Raw genomic sequence first — 16,394 nt, 5'->3', positions numbered from 1 at the left:
ACGTCAGCTTTATCTGTAACCTCAAAGCAGTGCTTTGGGCAACCTGTGGCTAGCTTCCTAGTTTGCTCTTTGATTTTCATTGAGTATTATTATAAAACAGATTCTAAAAACGTTTTTAAACTGTACTGTAATAGAGAATAAAAACTTCTGAGCAGATTCTTAGTAAAGTCAAAATAAATGTGATAAATTAGTAGAGTAAAAATTTGCTGAAACGTTTCCAATTAATATATGAAAACGGATTTATCAAGTTTTAAAAATATTTGAAGGAGAGTTATCATTATGACTCAAGGGAAAATTACTGCATCAGCAGCAATGCTCAACGTATTGAAAACATGGGGCGTAGACACAATCTACGGTATCCCATCAGGAACACTCAGCTCACTCATGGATGCTTTGGCTGAAGACAAAGATATCCGCTTCTTGCAAGTTCGCCACGAAGAAACAGGTGCTCTTGCAGCGGTCATGCAAGCTAAATTCGGCGGCTCAATCGGGGTTGCAGTTGGTTCAGGTGGTCCAGGTGCGACTCACTTGATTAACGGTGTTTACGATGCAGCTATGGATAACACTCCATTTCTTGCTATCCTTGGATCACGTCCAGTTAACGAACTCAACATGGATGCCTTCCAAGAATTGAACCAAAACCCAATGTACAACGGTATCGCTGTCTACAACAAACGTGTCGCTTACGCTGAGCAATTGCCAAAAGTAATTGACGAAGCTTGCCGTGCTGCAGTTTCTAAAAAAGGTCCAGCTGTTGTTGAAATTCCAGTAAACTTCGGTTTCCAAGAAATCGACGAAAACTCATACTACGGTTCAGGTTCATACGAACGTTCATTCATCGCTCCTGCTTTGAACGAAGTTGAAATTGACAAAGCTGTTGAAATCTTGAACAATGCTGAACGCCCAGTTATCTATGCTGGTTACGGTGGTGTTAAAGCTGGTGAAGTGATTACTGAATTGTCACGTAAAATCAAAGCACCAATCATCACAACTGGTAAAAACTTTGAAGCTTTCGAATGGAACTATGAAGGTTTGACAGGTTCTGCTTACCGTGTTGGTTGGAAACCAGCCAACGAAGTGGTCTTTGAAGCAGACACAGTTCTTTTTATTGGTTCAAACTTCCCATTTGCTGAAGTTTACGAAGCCTTCAAGAACACTGAAAAATTCATTCAAGTCGATATCGACCCTTACAAACTTGGTAAACGTCATGCCCTTGATGCTTCTATCCTTGGTGATGCAGGTCAAGCAGCGAAAGCAATCCTTGACAAAGTAAACCCAGTAGAATCTACTCCATGGTGGCGTGCAAACGTTAAGAACAACCAAAACTGGCGTGATTACATGAACAAACTCGAAGGTAAAACTGAGGGTGAATTGCAATTGTACCAAGTCTATAATGCTATCAACAAACATGCTGATCAAGATGCTATCTACTCAATCGACGTAGGTGACACTACTCAAACATCTACTCGTCACCTTCACATGACACCTAAGAACATGTGGCGTACATCTCCACTCTTTGCGACAATGGGTATTGCCCTTCCTGGTGGTATCGCTGCTAAGAAAGACAATCCAGATCGCCAAGTATGGAACATCATGGGTGACGGTGCATTCAACATGTGCTACCCAGACGTTATCACAAACGTTCAATACGACCTTCCAGTTATCAACGTTGTCTTCTCAAATGGTAAATATGCCTTCATCAAGGACAAATACGAAGACACAAACAAACACTTGTTTGGTTGTGACTTCCCTAATGCTGACTATGCGAAAATCGCTGAAGCTCAAGGAGCTGTTGGATTTACAGTTGACCGTATCGAAGACATCGATGCAGTTGTTGCAGAAGCTGTCAAACTCAACAAAGAAGGTAAAACTGTTGTCATTGATGCCCGCATCACGCAACACCGTCCACTTCCAGTAGAAGTACTTGAGTTGGATCCAAAACAACACTCAGAAGAAGCAATCAAAGCCTTCAAGGAAAAATACGAAGCAGAAGAACTCGTACCATTCCGCCTCTTCTTGGAAGAAGAAGGTTTGCAATCACGCGCAATCAAATAATTCTTCTCGTCGAAAATCAAATGTAAACTGTGTCATCTTCACCTTGACGTACCCCAGTACTGCCTGCGGTTCGATTCCTTGTTTATTCTTTGATTTTCTTAGAGCAGAACTTGAAAAGATCGGAGCAATCCGGTCTTTTTGTGGAGGATAGTAAATGAATTTAAATCAATTAGATATTATCGTTTCAAATGTTCCCCAAGTCTGTGCTGACTTGGAGCGGCTTTTGGATAAAAAGGCAGACTATGTTGATGACGATTTTGCTCAGTTTACGATTGGCAGTCACTGTCTTATGTTGTCCCAAAATCATTTGATTCCTTTGGAAAACTTTCAGTCAGGAATCATTCTTCACATCGAGGTTGAGGATGTAGACCAGAATCATCAACGGTTGAAAGAAATTGGTACTGAGATTTTACACGGCCCTTGTGAAACGGATTGGGGAACGGAGTCTCTACTAGTTAAAGGCCCTGCTGGTCTAGTGATTGATTTTTATCATATGAAATAGGTCGCTTAATCATTTGAAGCTAACCTTAGCTATTCTTAAAACAGAAATTGAGGATGTGAATTATTAAAAGATCGGAGCAATCCGGTCTTTTTCTGTTTCCTCTTTCTTATCACAAGATTGTGATAGTTTACATCTTCATAACAAAAGCTTCAAAGTCTTGATTGTTTTGAAAAAAGATTATAAAATATGATTCATAAAAATAAAAGAGGTTTTGAAAATGTCTGAAAAACAAATGAAAATTTTGGGTTGGGTAGCGACCTTCATGTCTGTTATGATGTACGTGTCTTACTTCCCACAAATTATGAACAACCTGGCTGGTCAAAAAGGGAACTTCATCCAACCCTTGGTCGCAGCCATTAACTGTAGTCTTTGGGTTTACTACGGTCTTTTCAAAAAGGAAAGAGATATTCCACTTGCAGCTGCCAATGCTCCAGGTATCGTTTTTGGTCTAGTAACAGCTATCACAGCTTTGATTTAAAAAGAAGACTGATTTCAGTCTTTTTTTGTACATGTAAGCAAGATTAGTACCATCATTATCCATATATTTTCAAACTTTTTGCCCCCTTTTTAGTATAATAGAACTATCAAACCAAGTGAGGTAAAGTGATGACAGAAATACTACAATTTCCAGAGGGATTTCTCTGGGGTGGTGCTACGGCAGCTAATCAATGCGAGGGTGCTTATAATCAGGATGGTCGAGGTCTTGCTAATGTCGATGTGGTACCCATTGGACCTGACCGTGAAGCCATTATCACAGGTCAGAAAAAGATGTTTTCTTTTGAGGAGGGCTATTTTTACCCAGCAAAAGAAGCCATTGATATGTACCATCATTATAAGGAAGATATTGCTCTTTTTGCGGAAATGGGCTTTAAGACTTATCGACTTTCCATTGCTTGGACTCGGATTTTTCCTAAGGGAGATGAAGCAGAGCCAAATGAAGCTGGTCTGGCCTTTTATGAGGATTTATTTAAGGAGTGTCACAAGTATGGGATCCAACCTCTGGTGACTATTACGCATTTCGACTGTCCTATGCATTTGATTGAAGAATACGGTGGTTGGCGCAATCGTCGGATGTTAGACTTCTATGAAAAACTTTGTCGTACACTCTTTACCCGTTATAAGGGTTTGGTCAAATACTGGCTTACCTTCAATGAAATCAACATGATTCTTCATGCACCTTTTATGGGAGCTGGGCTTTGTTTTGAAGAAGGAGAAAATCAAGAACAGGTTAAATACCAAGCCGCCCACCATGAGTTGGTAGCCTCGGCCATGGCGACTAAGCTTGCCCACGAAATTGACCCAGAAAACAGGGTGGGATGTATGTTGGCAGCAGGGCAATACTATCCTAACACAGCCCATCCGAGAGACTACTGGGCTGCTATGGAGGAAGATCGCAAGAGTTACTTCTTCATTGATGTTCAAGCGCGTGGGGAATACCCAAACTACGCCAAGAAGCAGTGGGAACGCGAGGGAATCAAGATAGAAATGACGGCAGAGGATCTAGACTTATTGAAGAATTATACTGTTGACTTTGTTTCCTTCTCTTACTATGCAAGTCGAGTGGCCTCAGGGGATCCAGAAGTTAAAGAATTAGCTGCTGGAAATGTCTTTGCCTCTCTCAAAAATCCTTATCTTGAATCCTCAGAATGGGGTTGGCAGATTGACCCACTTGGCCTTCGTATCACCCTCAATGCCATCTGGGATCGTTACCAAAAGCCTATGTTCATCGTAGAAAATGGACTCGGCGCCATGGACACGCCAGATGAAAATGGCTATGTAGCAGATGACTATCGGATTGCCTACTTAGAGGCCCACATCAAGGCTATGCGAGATGCCATATACCAAGATGGAGTTAACTTGCTTGGTTATACGACTTGGGGCTGTATTGATTTGGTTTCAGCTGGAACAGGCGAAATGAATAAACGCTATGGCTTTATCTATGTGGATCGTGATAATGCAGGTCATGGAAGTCTCAAACGGAGTAAGAAGAAATCCTTTTACTGGTACAAGGATGTCATTGCCAGCAATGGTGCAAGTATTGAGTAGAGCACATTTGTTCACTATTTTTACAAAATCTTCTCCCTACTTTATAAGATAGGAAAAAGAGTTCAATAAGACCTAGCTTTTTGCTATAATGAGGGGAGAAAAATCAGATAGGAGATCGACATGTCAGAACCATTATTTTTACAATCAGTCATGCAAGAAAAAATCTGGGGTGGTACCAAGCTACGTGATGAGTTTGGCTACGACATTCCAAGTGAAAAAATCGGGGAATACTGGGCTATTTCAGCCCACCCAAATGGAGTTTCTAAGGTCGCTAATGGGCGCTTTGAGGGAACAGACCTAGCCACATTGTATGCGGAGCACCGTGAATTGTTTGGCAATCGTCCAGAGCCTGTATTTCCACTTTTGACCAAGATTCTCGATGCCAATGACTGGCTCAGCGTCCAAGTTCACCCAGACGATGCCTATGGACTAGAGCATGAAGGCGAACTTGGAAAAACAGAGTGCTGGTACATCATTGCAGCGGATGAGGGATCAGAGATTATCTATGGTCATAATGCCAAATCAAAAGAAGAACTCCGCCAGCAAATAGAAGCTAAAGACTGGGATGGTCTATTGACAAAAGTGCCAGTTAAGGCTGGAGATTTCTTCTATGTACCAAGTGGTACCATGCACGCTATCGGTGCGGGCATCTTGATTCTTGAAACCCAGCAGTCTAGTGACACTACCTACCGTGTCTATGACTTTGATCGTAAGGATGACAAGGGCAACTTGCGTGAACTTCACCTTGAAAAATCCATCGATGTTTTAAACATTGGAGAGCCTGCCAATAGCCGTCCTGTGACTATCAAAGCAGATGATTTACGTTCCACTCTCCTTGTATCCAATGATTTCTTTGCAGTTTACAAGTGGGAAATTACTGGAAAAGTTGACTTTGAAAAGACAGCTGACTACAGCTTGTTGAGTGTCTTGGCTGGTCAGGGTCAACTGACTGTTGACGGGAAAAACTATCCAATCCAAAAAGGGAGCCACTTTATCCTACCAAGTGATGTTGAATCTTGGACTTTAGAAGGGCAAGATTTGGAATTGATTGTTAGTCATCCATAAAAAAGAAAGGGCCTGAGTTCACTACTCAAGTCCTTTTTGATTACATAAATTGGGCGATAAAGACCACAATGATGATAATTGGAATGACGAAACGAAGAAGGAAGAGCCAGACTTGGAAAAGTACTTGTTTCCAGGCTCTTTCATCAAGATGCAGTTCCTCCATGGCAAGTGTCTTCTTAAAGATATAACCTGTAAAAAGTGACAGGCAGAGAGCTCCAAATGGCATGAGAAGATTGGAAACCAAGAAGTCCATAGCATCAAAGAAGGTCTTTCCAAAGATGTGAACATCTGCCATAACACCGTAAGATAGGGCTGAAGGTATCCCAAAGATAAAGGTCAAGATTCCTAAAATAGCACTCCATTTGGCACGCTTGCTGTTGTCTTGATTGGTGATATTGCCCACATTGATTTCCAGCATCACGACAGAAGAAGTGACCGTCGCAAAGAGAAAGAGCAAGAGGAAAAGAATGTAGAAAATGGTTCCAAAGGGCATCTTGTCAAAGAGTTGAGGCAAGACGATAAAGAGCAGGCTGGGTCCCCCTTCAGACTGGATATTGAAGGCTGACATGGCTGGGAAAATGGCTAGACCTGCCATGATGGATACCGAGATGTTCATGGCTACAATGGAAATCCCTGACTGGACCAGATTGGTTTTCTTGTCCAAGTAGGACGCATAGGTCAGCATGGCTGTCACCCCTAGTGAGAGGGCAAAGAAAGATTGTCCCAGAGCATAGAGGAGACCAGCACTGGTCAGTTTTGAAAAGTCTGGTTTGAGGAAGTAAAGAACGCCTTCCATGGCATTTGGCAAGCTGAGAGAGCGCCCAATGATCACGACAAAGATGATAAAGAGCAGAGGCATCATAACCTTTGAGGCTCTTTCAATCCCTTTTTGAACCCCACGTGATACAATAAAGATATTCAACAAGATAAAGGAAGCTTGAGCCCCTAGAGCAATGGCTGGATTTGAAATGATTGAAGTGAATAACTGAGCATAATCACCCGTACCGCCAAGCTGGAATAGTTTTCCGAACTCAATTCCTAGATAGACTAGAATCCATCCTCCGATAACACTGTAAAAGGATAGAAGGATAAAGAGGGCAAAGGCACCAATCCAACCGATAAAGTTATACTTGTTATTGTCGCCCAGTTTTCCAAAGGTTTTGATAGCGGAAACGCCAGCACTACGACCTAGGGCAAATTCAGCCAGCAGGAGCGGGAAACCGATTAAAATGGTAGAAATGAGAAAGACCAGTAAAAAGCCTCCACCGCCATTAGCAGCAGTCATGTAGGGAAACTTCCAAACGGCACCAAGCCCGATGGCTGAACCAGCAGATGCTAGAATAAAGCCTAGTTTCGAGCCCCATTGCGATTTTTCTGACATAGTTGAAACTCCAATCTCGTTTTTTAAATAAGAAAAGGCTACTTGAGTTGTCAAATAGCCTTCTCTCAATGGCTCTCTATGAGCCTACTGTTTGATTGATAGACTTGACTATCCTATCATGTTTTCTAAGGCCTGTCAAGAAAACCATTTTCAAGTTTTCACACCTTTCTCAAAAAGTTAAAAAATTTTCGCAAAAGCGCTTGACTCTGACCTAAGGGGAGGGGTTATACTATCATTGTAAGGAGGAAATCATGTACCATATAAAAGAAGCTGCGCAGCTTTCGGGCGTCTCTGTCAAGACCCTGCATCACTACGATAAGATAGGAATTTTGGTTCCTTTAAAGTCGGAAAACGGCTATCGAACCTACAGTCAAGAGGATTTGGAACGCCTTCAGGTCATTCTTTACTACAAATATCTAGGCTTTTCTTTAGAAAAGATAGCGGAGCTATTAAAGGAAGAAAGGACAGATTTATTGCCTCACTTGACTAGACAGTTGGACTATTTGACTCGAGAAAGGCAACATCTGGATGCCTTGATTTCCACCTTGCAAAAAACCATTCAAGAACAAAAAGGAGAAAGAAAAATGACGATTGAGGAAAAATTCACTGGATTTAGCTATCAAGACAATCAAAAATACCACCAAGAAGCGGTAGAAAAATATGGTCAAGAAGTCATGGATCAGGCCCTCGAGCGCCAAAAAGGACGTGAAGACGAGGCTACGACTGCCTTTAACCAAGTCTTTCAAGCCTTGGCTCAAAATCTTCAAGCTGGTCTGCCTGAAACAGCAGCTGAAAACCAAGAGCAAGCAGCTAAGCTCTGGCAAGCTCTTCGTACTTATGGATTTGACTGCTCTATTGAGGTCTTCGGCCATATCGGAAAAGGCTACGTCTATAACCCAGAGTTTAAGGAAAACATTGACAAGTTTGGTTCTGGAACAGCCCAGTACACGTCAGATGTCATTGCGGCTTACGTTCAGACAAATGCAGAATAAATAGGCTAGGGATTTCCTAGCCTATTTTTTACTTCAAATCATAAAGCCAGTCTTCGCCGTCTTTATAGTAGAAGAATTCACTGAGATCATCTTCCAAAAAAACACGAAGCATATCAGACATATCATCGGTGGCAGGTTTTAGTTGAGAGAGATTTTCAAAATCTTCCCACCATACCTTTCCTTCGTCTGAAGACTGGAGTTCACCAGTAAAGTGTTCTGTCTTGTAAAAAAGGCCAACATAACGGTAATCCTCATCATCATACCAATCTTTGATACCACAGAGTTGGGGTTTGGAAATGGTCAGACCTGTTTCTTCTCTCACTTCACGAATGACAGCATCGACAAAGGATTCGCCACGTTCAACATGACCACCAGGAAAAGTAATGCCAGGCCAGTTAGGACTAACTCGGTCTTGAACCAGAACCTTATCTCCGTTTTGAATCATACACATATTGACAAATTCGACTAATTCTCGTCTGTTCATATTGTTTTTCCTATTTTGTTAGTAACTTTTCCACTACGTTNAACTTTCGCATGGTTAGAACCACGCCAAACAATTTTTCAAGATAGTTGGTATTGAGCTTTTTTTGTTTTGCAGTTCTAGGAAGATAGAGGTAGAGACAGTAATCGCCTACACAGATTTCTTCCTCGCCGTAGTCAGTTTTCAATTTTTCTAGTGGCAGACTTTGGATAAGTCCTTGATAAAGAATTACATGCACACGATCATGAAGGTAGTCTTCTTTAAATGGATTCTCATGAACAATCTTTTCAAAATCGTTCTTATTCTTGATAACCATTTTTAAGTCGGCCCCAATTTTTTCCTTTATCAAAGTATGAACGCGTTCTCGTATTTCTTCTAAATCTGAGTCACTCTCAAGAATGATATTCCCACTTTGAATATAGGTTCGAACGTGTTGAAAACCAGCTTCTGTCAAAATATCTACCAAATAAGACATTTTCGGGATAGCATTTTTTCCATTAGGAGTAACGCCTCTTAGTAAAATAATATGTTCCAAAGGACTTCCTTTCTTATTTGGTATTTATTGGATTGGAGCCTGCCACCCAGCCGGTGCAGAGGGCAGAAGTGATGTTAAAGCCACCCGTGTGGGCGTTGATATCCAGTACTTCGCCAGCAAAGTGGAGTCCAGGAACGAGCTTACTTTCCAGAGTTTTAGGATTGATTTCCTTGAGACTGACACCGCCTTTGGTAACAAAGGACTTAGCAAGGGACATTTTGCCAGTCACAGGAATTTTGAGGGCTTTGATGGACTGGAGAAGTTGTTCGCGTTCCTTTTCAGTTAGCTGTTTAACTTTGTCAGGATATTCTTGAACAAAAAATTCTGCCAAGCGTTCTGGAAGCAAAGTTTTCAAAGCATTTTTCAAGGATTTTTCCCGATTTTCCTCTAGAAATGCTACCAAGTCGCTCTCAGAAAGTTGAGGCAAAACATCCAGTGAAAGAACTTCTCCACCCTTGACAAAGCTTGACATACGCAGAGCAGCAGGACCGGATAGACCAAAGTGGGTAAAGAGCAGATCGTGGGTGATGACATGTTTGCCATAGCTTAAGGTCACATCGTCTAGTGAAATCCCCTGAAGCGCTTTATGTGGGAAATCAGTCAACAAAGGATTCTCAGCAGCCTCAAGCTCAGTAATGATATGCTTAAAATGACGGGCAATCTCATGTCCAAAACCAGTCGAACCAGTAGAAGGATAGGATTTACCACCAGTTGTTACAATAAGTTTATCACAAGTGAAGCTTTGGTCTGCGGACTTAAGGACAAACTGGTCGTCTATCTTTTTAACCGAAACAATTTCTGTTTGAGTAGCAACTTGACCACCGAGCTCAGTGATTTTCTTTTCCAAGGCCTCGATAATAGTCCGAGACTTGTCACTAGCAGGAAAGACGCGTCCGTGGTCTTCGACCTTGAGTTTAACACCATTTTCCGTAAAAAAGTTGATGATATCGTGGTTATCAAACTGGGAGAAGACACTGTAAAGAAAACGCCCATTTCCAGGGATGCCAGCCATTAGGTCATCCAAGGTTCCATTGTTGGTAACATTACAACGACCACCGCCTGTTCCAGCTAATTTTTTACCAAGTTTTCGATTTTTTTCGATGAGAAGAGTTTTTTGACCATAAAAGCTACTGGAAATTGTAGCCATCATGCCAGCAGGTCCACCACCGATGACAATAGTATCAAAATGTTTCATAGCTCTATTGTACCACAAAAAACAAGAGATGCTTGGCATCTCTTGTTGCTCATAATCTTAGTTAATTTCATATCCCATCAACAAACCGCCATCTTCTGCATAGAAACTGCAGAGACCAGACGTCGGGATGATTTTGATATCCGCTTGCTGGAAACCTTCCCGCAAGCGTTCTGACAATTGCTGACAGAATTTTTCATTGCTGCGATGAGCCATGACGATACGGCCACCAGCGTAGCCAGCTTTGATGAGTTCTTCATAGGCTGCTTGAAGAGATTTTTTTGGTCCACGCGCTTTCTGGAGCAGTTCTAAGGTTCCAGTTTCACTTGCTTCCCCAACCATACGGATGTTGAGAAGGCCAACAACTGCACCGATAAGCTTACTCAAACGGCCATTTTTGACCAAGTTATCAACTTTAGCAAGAACAAAGAGCAACTTCGTTTTTTCTTGGTAGGCTGTAATCGCTTCAACAATTTCTTCAAAAGAAAGTCCTTGATCAATCAAGTCATTGATTTTTTCTACAATTAGGTCAACTTCCCCACCAGCAGATAAACTATCAATCACATGAATCTGAGTGTCAGGGTGTTCTTCAAGGTAGATATTCTTAGCGAGCTGAGCACTATTATGGCTACCTGAAAGAGTACCGGTGATAGTAACGACAAAGATATGCTTAGCACCTTCAAATGCACGCAAGTAATCATCAGGGCTAGGACAAGCTGATTTTGAAGCCTCAGAAGTCGCATACATGGTTTCCATCATGTGGTCAATGTCGAGATTGGCATCATCGATAAAGACCTGATCAGCTACTTGAATGGTTAAAGGAACACTAACAAATTCAGTATCAATAGCAGGAGTTGCCAGTTGACGATAATCACAACCAGAGTCAGCTACAATCTTCCAAGTCATAGAAATTCTCCATCTTTGTCACTTATACATTGACAAAGGTTCTGTCTTTTTTTACAATTATATCATGAAAGCCCTTGAAACAAAAGTACCACCTCTCTGTTGTCACAAGTAGAAAGAAATTGTTATGTCTGAACGTAAAATATCTGAAAAATCTCTTGAAAATCTCAGAAAATCAAATCAAGAATCCAATTTTTTAACTAGAGAAGCAATCGAGACGGCTCTTTTGCAACTTCTAGAGAAAAAAGACTTGGCTAAGATTAGCATTTCGGAGCTGGTCAAACGGGCTGGCGTCTCTCGTGCTGCCTTCTATCGTAACTATGACTCCAAAGAAGAGATTTTGGAAAGCGTCTTTAAACGCAGTGTCCATAACATTATGGAACAGTTGAGCCACTACGATGTCAAAACCGACCTTTATCTAGTATGGGTTCACCTTTTTCGAGCAGCCAAGAAAGAAGCCAAGGTTATTCAACTTGCTCTGGACTACCACTTGGAAAAGATTTTCGTCCAAGCTATGCAGGAATTTTTGGAAAAATACCACGGGAAATCAAAAGGTGTTAGCAGCTACCTTCATTCCTTTTGGAGTTCTGCCATNGTATCGGTTCTGCTCAAATGGATCAAGGATGGCATGAAGGTTCCAGCTGAAAAGATTGCAGATTTACGCTTGCCATTTTTCAAAAAATAGGGGATAAGGAGAATACTTATGACAGAAAAAAGACTGGCTTGGGATGAGTACTTTGCAGCCCAGGCTTTACTGATTGCCAATCGTTCGACCTGCAAACGTGCCAAGGTGGGAGCTGTCCTCGTTAAGGACAATAAAGTCATTTCAACAGGCTACAATGGTTCTGTATCGGGAACGGAGCACTGTATCGACCACGAATGTCTGGTCATTGAAGGACACTGTGTCCGAACCCTTCACGCCGAGGTTAATGCCATCTTGCAAGGAGCTGAACGAGGGGTTCCAAGAGGATTTACAGCCTATGTGACCCATTTTCCCTGTCTGAACTGCACCAAACAACTGCTACAAGTTGGATGTAAGCGCGTGGTTTATATCAACCAGTACCGAATGGATGACTATGCCCAGTACCTTTATCATGAAAAAGGCACCGAGTTGACCCATTTACCATTAGAGACTGTTCAGACGGCTCTTCAAGAGGCAGATTTGATTTAAAAATTAATAAAAATAAATGGTTTAGAAAGCTTTTTAAACCGTTTTTTGATATAATAAGAAGAATAAATTGAAAGAAGGAACTCAGAAAATGGGAAAAATTGAAGTCATTAATCATCCACTCATTCAACACAAATTGTCAATCTTGCGACGTACAGATACTTCTACAAAAGCTTTTCGTGAACTAGTAGATGAGATTGCGATGTTGATGGGATATGAAGTACTTCGTGATCTTCCACTTGAAGACGTGGAAATCGAAACACCTATCACAAAGACCGTTCAAAAACAATTAGCTGGGAAAAAATTGGCGATTGTCCCAATCTTGCGTGCAGGTATCGGGATGGTAGATGGCCTCTTGAGCTTGGTTCCAGCAGCTAAAGTTGGTCATATCGGTATGTATCGTGATGAAGAAACCCTTCAACCAGTTGAATACTTGGTGAAATTGCCTGAGGATATTGACCAACGTCAAATCTTTGTCGTTGATCCAATGTTGGCAACAGGTGGCTCAGCAATCTTGGCAGTAGATTCCCTTAAAAAACGTGGCGCATCCAATATCAAGTTTGTCTGCCTGGTATCCGCTCCGGAAGGAGTGAAAGCTCTTCAAGAAGCACACCCAGATGTAGAAATCTTTACAGCAGCCTTGGATGAACGCTTGAACGAACACGGTTATATCGTTCCAGGTCTTGGAGATGCTGGAGACCGCTTGTTCGGTACGAAATAAAATCCCAAAGTAAATACTGAAACTAGAAGTTCGTTTTTGACTTGAAAGGAGGTTGAGTTTTTGTTTCTGTTTAGAGAATAGAGCAAAAATTTGACCTTTTTTGACCAAAAAGATATAATAGTTCTGTATTGAGTCGTAAGACTAAGAAAATTCAACATTAAAAGGAGAAATGAATGATTCCTGTAGTTATTGAACAAACAAGCCGTGGAGAACGTTCCTATGATATTTACTCTCGTCTTCTGAAAGACCGCATCATCATGCTAACAGGTCCAGTTGAAGACAACATGGCCAACTCCGTTATTGCTCAGTTGCTCTTCTTGGATGCCCAAGACAGCACAAAAGATATTTACCTTTATGTCAATACACCTGGAGGATCTGTTTCAGCTGGTTTGGCAATCGTTGATACCATGAACTTTATCAAGGCAGATGTCCAAACAATCGTTATGGGAATGGCTGCATCCATGGGGACTGTCATTGCATCAAGTGGAGCAAAAGGTAAACGTTTCATGCTTCCAAATGCAGAGTACATGATTCACCAACCAATGGGTGGTACAGGCGGTGGTACCCAACAAACAGATATGGCAATCGCTGCAGAGCACTTACTTAAAACTCGTAAGACTTTGGAGCAAATTCTTGCAGATAACTCTGGTAAAACAGTTGAGCAAATTCATGTAGACGCAGAACGTGATTACTGGATGAGTGCCCAAGAAACACTTGAGTATGGTTTCATTGATGAAATCATGGCCAACAACTCTTTGAGCTAACCAACCTAAAAAGCAAACTCGACGGGGTTTGCTTTTTTTGATATAATAGGAGCAGATTTCTTAGAAAGAGGGTTCATCATGTTTGAAAAGGTCAATCGATCGGGATTAATCATCTATCTTTACTATAATCGGGATGCAAAAAAACTTCAGGAATACGGTGATATCTGTTACCATTCCAAAAAACATCGTTACTTGCAACTCTATGTTCCAACTGCGGAGTTAGATGACTTAGTAGAGAGATTAGGTAAGGAAAGATTTATCAAGAAAATTAGACGGTGTCACATTCAAGAGTTAGAAACTCCCTTCGTTGGCAATCTCTATCGAAATGAAGAAAACGTTATCATTTAAAAAAGTGAATAAAAAGGTTGACAATTTTCTGATAATTCGGTATATTCTTAACATACTATTTTGGAACAATATTATAAGGAGATAAAAAATGAAGAAAAAATTTGCCCTATCTTTTGTGGCCCTTGCTAGCGTAGCCCTTCTCGCTGCCTGTGGAGAGGTCAAATCAGGAGCCTCAAACGCTGCTGGTAACTCAGTCGATGAAAAGACAATTAAGATTGGATTTAATTTTGAAGAAACAGGTGCCGTAGCAGCCTACGGAACATCTGAACAAAAAGGAGCTCAACTTGCCGTTGATGAAATCAATGCAGCAGGTGGTATCGATGGAAAACAAATCGACGTTGTAGACAAAGACAACAAGTCAGAGACTGCCGAAGCAGCTTCTGTTACAACGAACCTAGTTACCCAATCAAAAGTAGCAGCTATTGTAGGACCTGCGACATCTGGTGCAACTGCTGCAGCTGTAGCTAACGCTACCAAAGCTGGAGTGCCATTGATCTCACCAAGTGCCACTCAAGATGGATTAACCAAAGGTCAAGATTACCTATTTATCGGAACATTCCAAGATAGCTTCCAAGGGAAGATTATTTCTAACTATGTCACAAACAAGTTGAATGCTAAGAAGGTTGTTCTTTATACTGACAATGCTAGTGACTATGCTAAAGGTATTGCTAAATCTTTCCGCGAAACCTACAAGGGTGAGATTGTAGCAGATGAAACGTTTGTAGCAGGTGATACAGACTTCCAAGCAGCCCTTACTAAAATGAAAGGGAAAGAGTTTGACGCTATCGTTGTTCCAGGCTACTACACAGAAGCAGGTAAAATCGTAAACCAAGCCCGTGGTATGGGAATTGATAAACCAATCGTTGGTGGTGATGGATTTAACGGTGAAGAATTTGTTCAACAAGCAACAGCTGAAAAAGCATCAAACATTTACTTCATCTCAGGATTCTCAACTACAGTTGATGTTTCTGAAAAAGCTAAAGCCTTCCTTGAAGCATACCGTGCTAAATACAATGAAGAGCCTTCAACCTTCTCAGCCTTGGCTTATGACTCAGTTTATCTAGTAGCCAATGCTGCAAAAGGTGCTAAAAACTCAGGTGAAATCAAGGACAACCTTGCTAAAACAAAAGATTTTGATGGTGTAACTGGTCAAACGAGCTTTGATGCTGACCACAATACAGTGAAAACTGCTTACATGATGACCATGAACAATGGTAAAGTAGAAGCAGCAGAAGTTGTAAAACCATAACATTAGAATAGTAGTTGAAATAGGGAATGAGCCTTTGACTCACTCCCTGTTTCGGTGTTTATGAACTTGTGAAAATTGAGAAATTTTCTAAAAAATAACGATAGAAAAGAGTGAATGCTATGCTCCAACAACTTGTGAATGGTTTAATTCTGGGTAGTGTTTATGCACTTTTGGCCCTGGGTTATACCATGGTTTATGGAATTATCAAACTCATTAACTTCGCCCACGGTGATATTTATATGATAGGTGCCTTTATTGGTTACTTTTTGATTAATTCCTTCCAAATGGATTTCTTTTTAGCTTTGATTATTTCAATGGCAGGAACCGCACTACTTGGTGTTGTGATTGAATTTCTTGCCTACCGTCCTTTGCGATACTCTACACGTATTGCTGTATTGATTACTGCTATCGGAGTGTCTTTCCTACTGGAATACGGAATGGTTTATCTAGTAGGCGCCAATACTCGTGCCTTCCCTCAAGCAATTGAAACCGTCCGCTTTGACTTGGGACCAATTAGCTTGACAAATATTCAATTAATGATTTTAGCAGTTTCTGTACTCTTGATGGTTTTATTGCAATTGATCGTTCAAAAAACAAAAATGGGGAAAGCCATGCGTGCGGTATCAGTTGATAGTGACGCAGCTCAATTGATGGGAATTAATGTAAATCGTACAATCAGTTTTACCTTTGCTTTGGGTTCAGCTCTTGCTGGTGCGGCAGGTGTCCTCATTGCCCTTTACTACAACTCTCTTGAACCTTTGATGGGCGTGACTCCAGGTCTAAAATCATTCGTTGCAGCCGTACTTGGTGGTATCGGGATTATTCCTGGTGCAGCTCTAGGGGGATTTGTGATTGGCTTGTTGGAAACTTTTGCTACTGCCTTTGGTATGTCTGATTTCCGTGATGCTATCGTTTATGGGATCTTGCTTTTGATTCTGATTATTCGTCCTGCAGGTATCCTTGGTAAGAATGTGAAAGAGAAGGTGTAAACA

Annotated in this window: 18 protein-coding genes; 13 read left to right on the top strand and 5 right to left on the bottom strand. The window is 41.3% G+C overall.

From position 1 onward, the window contains the following. Positions 1–279 precede the first annotated feature (279 nt). From spxB to manA, 5 genes are all read left to right on the top strand, one after another. Positions 280–2,055: a pyruvate oxidase gene (spxB, locus tag D8847_RS04180; RefSeq protein ID WP_125840709.1), complete on the top strand. Its 1,776-nt coding sequence runs from the start codon at positions 280–282 to the stop codon at positions 2,053–2,055. A 154-nt stretch (positions 2,056–2,209) separates the two neighbouring features. Beyond that, entirely contained in the window at positions 2,210–2,557 is a 348-nt protein-coding gene (locus D8847_RS04175; RefSeq protein WP_125840708.1) for a VOC family protein, read from the top strand. Between the two features lie 217 nt (positions 2,558–2,774). Continuing rightward, positions 2,775–3,035, top strand: coding sequence for a SemiSWEET family transporter (locus D8847_RS04170; protein WP_001291473.1), 261 nt, complete (start codon positions 2,775–2,777; stop codon positions 3,033–3,035). Positions 3,036–3,163: 128 nt separating this feature from the next. Further along, positions 3,164–4,603, top strand: coding sequence for a 6-phospho-beta-glucosidase (locus D8847_RS04165; RefSeq protein WP_125840707.1), 1,440 nt, complete (start codon positions 3,164–3,166; stop codon positions 4,601–4,603). A gap of 120 nt (positions 4,604–4,723) precedes the next feature. After that, positions 4,724–5,668 (top strand): mannose-6-phosphate isomerase, class I, encoded by a 945-nt coding sequence (gene manA, locus D8847_RS04160; RefSeq protein WP_125840706.1) that lies wholly within the window; start codon positions 4,724–4,726, stop codon positions 5,666–5,668. A 40-nt stretch (positions 5,669–5,708) separates the two neighbouring features. Here the strand turns inward: manA and D8847_RS04155 are convergent, their stop codons facing one another. After that, the gene (locus tag D8847_RS04155) at positions 5,709–7,049 is read right to left on the bottom strand and encodes a sodium-dependent transporter (RefSeq protein ID WP_125840705.1); all 1,341 of its coding nucleotides are present in this window, start codon (positions 7,047–7,049) and stop codon (positions 5,709–5,711) included. Positions 7,050–7,300: 251 nt separating this feature from the next. On the opposite strand from D8847_RS04155, the gene D8847_RS04150 reads away from it, so the two are divergent. Continuing rightward, positions 7,301–8,041, top strand: coding sequence for a MerR family transcriptional regulator (locus D8847_RS04150; protein WP_125840704.1), 741 nt, complete (start codon positions 7,301–7,303; stop codon positions 8,039–8,041). Between the two features lie 28 nt (positions 8,042–8,069). On the opposite strand, the gene D8847_RS04145 is transcribed toward D8847_RS04150, so the two are convergent. From D8847_RS04145 to D8847_RS04130, 4 genes are all read right to left on the bottom strand, one after another. Beyond that, positions 8,070–8,525 carry an 8-oxo-dGTP diphosphatase gene (locus D8847_RS04145; protein WP_125840703.1) on the bottom strand — a complete coding sequence of 152 codons (456 nt, stop codon included), beginning with the start codon at positions 8,523–8,525 and terminating at the stop codon, positions 8,070–8,072. A gap of 10 nt (positions 8,526–8,535) precedes the next feature. Then, the gene (locus tag D8847_RS04140) at positions 8,536–9,057 is read right to left on the bottom strand and encodes a DUF1697 domain-containing protein (protein ID WP_125840702.1); all 522 of its coding nucleotides are present in this window, start codon (positions 9,055–9,057) and stop codon (positions 8,536–8,538) included. 13 nt (positions 9,058–9,070) lie between these two features. Then, positions 9,071–10,252, bottom strand: coding sequence for an NAD(P)/FAD-dependent oxidoreductase (locus D8847_RS04135; protein WP_125840701.1), 1,182 nt, complete (start codon positions 10,250–10,252; stop codon positions 9,071–9,073). A gap of 57 nt (positions 10,253–10,309) precedes the next feature. After that, entirely contained in the window at positions 10,310–11,155 is an 846-nt protein-coding gene (locus tag D8847_RS04130) for a DegV family protein (RefSeq protein WP_125840700.1), read from the bottom strand. A 124-nt stretch (positions 11,156–11,279) separates the two neighbouring features. Here D8847_RS04130 and D8847_RS04125 point away from each other — a divergent pair, with 124 nt between their 5' ends. From D8847_RS04125 to D8847_RS04090, 7 genes are all read left to right on the top strand, one after another. Further along, positions 11,280–11,837, top strand: a complete 558-nt coding sequence (locus tag D8847_RS04125) for a TetR/AcrR family transcriptional regulator (protein WP_125840699.1) — start codon at positions 11,280–11,282, stop codon at positions 11,835–11,837. 18 nt (positions 11,838–11,855) lie between these two features. Then, positions 11,856–12,323 (top strand): deoxycytidylate deaminase, encoded by a 468-nt coding sequence (locus D8847_RS04120; RefSeq protein WP_000136990.1) that lies wholly within the window; start codon positions 11,856–11,858, stop codon positions 12,321–12,323. Between the two features lie 88 nt (positions 12,324–12,411). Beyond that, positions 12,412–13,041, top strand: coding sequence for a uracil phosphoribosyltransferase (upp, locus tag D8847_RS04115; protein WP_000515974.1), 630 nt, complete (start codon positions 12,412–12,414; stop codon positions 13,039–13,041). Positions 13,042–13,214: 173 nt separating this feature from the next. After that, complete coding sequence (gene clpP, locus D8847_RS04110; RefSeq protein WP_000613469.1) at positions 13,215–13,805, top strand: ATP-dependent Clp protease proteolytic subunit ClpP; 591 nt, start codon at positions 13,215–13,217, stop codon at positions 13,803–13,805. A 78-nt stretch (positions 13,806–13,883) separates the two neighbouring features. Further along, positions 13,884–14,153 carry a YlbG family protein gene (locus D8847_RS04100; RefSeq protein WP_125840698.1) on the top strand — a complete coding sequence of 90 codons (270 nt, stop codon included), beginning with the start codon at positions 13,884–13,886 and terminating at the stop codon, positions 14,151–14,153. An 88-nt stretch (positions 14,154–14,241) separates the two neighbouring features. Beyond that, positions 14,242–15,402 (top strand): ABC transporter substrate-binding protein, encoded by a 1,161-nt coding sequence (locus D8847_RS04095; RefSeq protein ID WP_125840697.1) that lies wholly within the window; start codon positions 14,242–14,244, stop codon positions 15,400–15,402. A gap of 119 nt (positions 15,403–15,521) precedes the next feature. Continuing rightward, positions 15,522–16,391: a branched-chain amino acid ABC transporter permease gene (locus D8847_RS04090; protein ID WP_125840696.1), complete on the top strand. Its 870-nt coding sequence runs from the start codon at positions 15,522–15,524 to the stop codon at positions 16,389–16,391. Positions 16,392–16,394 lie beyond the last annotated feature (3 nt).

The sequence above is a fragment of the Streptococcus mitis genome, assembly GCF_003942795.1.
In the GTDB taxonomy this organism is placed as follows: Bacteria; Bacillota; Bacilli; order Lactobacillales; family Streptococcaceae; genus Streptococcus; species Streptococcus mitis_BJ.
Note: the sequence above shows the minus strand (reverse complement) of the source record. Positions and strands in the feature narration are given on the sequence as shown.

Coding starts and splice junctions, on each gene's coding strand:
- spxB (WP_125840709.1), top strand. CDS start 280: ATGACTCAAGGGAAAATTACTGCATCAGCAGCAATGCTCAACGTATTG.
- D8847_RS04175 (WP_125840708.1), top strand. CDS start 2,210: ATGAATTTAAATCAATTAGATATTATCGTTTCAAATGTTCCCCAAGTC.
- D8847_RS04170 (WP_001291473.1), top strand. CDS start 2,775: ATGTCTGAAAAACAAATGAAAATTTTGGGTTGGGTAGCGACCTTCATG.
- D8847_RS04165 (WP_125840707.1), top strand. CDS start 3,164: ATGACAGAAATACTACAATTTCCAGAGGGATTTCTCTGGGGTGGTGCT.
- manA (WP_125840706.1), top strand. CDS start 4,724: ATGTCAGAACCATTATTTTTACAATCAGTCATGCAAGAAAAAATCTGG.
- D8847_RS04155 (WP_125840705.1), bottom strand. CDS start 7,049: ATGTCAGAAAAATCGCAATGGGGCTCGAAACTAGGCTTTATTCTAGCA.
- D8847_RS04150 (WP_125840704.1), top strand. CDS start 7,301: ATGTACCATATAAAAGAAGCTGCGCAGCTTTCGGGCGTCTCTGTCAAG.
- D8847_RS04145 (WP_125840703.1), bottom strand. CDS start 8,525: ATGAACAGACGAGAATTAGTCGAATTTGTCAATATGTGTATGATTCAA.
- D8847_RS04135 (WP_125840701.1), bottom strand. CDS start 10,252: ATGAAACATTTTGATACTATTGTCATCGGTGGTGGACCTGCTGGCATG.
- D8847_RS04130 (WP_125840700.1), bottom strand. CDS start 11,155: ATGACTTGGAAGATTGTAGCTGACTCTGGTTGTGATTATCGTCAACTG.
- D8847_RS04120 (WP_000136990.1), top strand. CDS start 11,856: ATGACAGAAAAAAGACTGGCTTGGGATGAGTACTTTGCAGCCCAGGCT.
- upp (WP_000515974.1), top strand. CDS start 12,412: ATGGGAAAAATTGAAGTCATTAATCATCCACTCATTCAACACAAATTG.
- clpP (WP_000613469.1), top strand. CDS start 13,215: ATGATTCCTGTAGTTATTGAACAAACAAGCCGTGGAGAACGTTCCTAT.
- D8847_RS04100 (WP_125840698.1), top strand. CDS start 13,884: ATGTTTGAAAAGGTCAATCGATCGGGATTAATCATCTATCTTTACTAT.
- D8847_RS04095 (WP_125840697.1), top strand. CDS start 14,242: ATGAAGAAAAAATTTGCCCTATCTTTTGTGGCCCTTGCTAGCGTAGCC.
- D8847_RS04090 (WP_125840696.1), top strand. CDS start 15,522: ATGCTCCAACAACTTGTGAATGGTTTAATTCTGGGTAGTGTTTATGCA.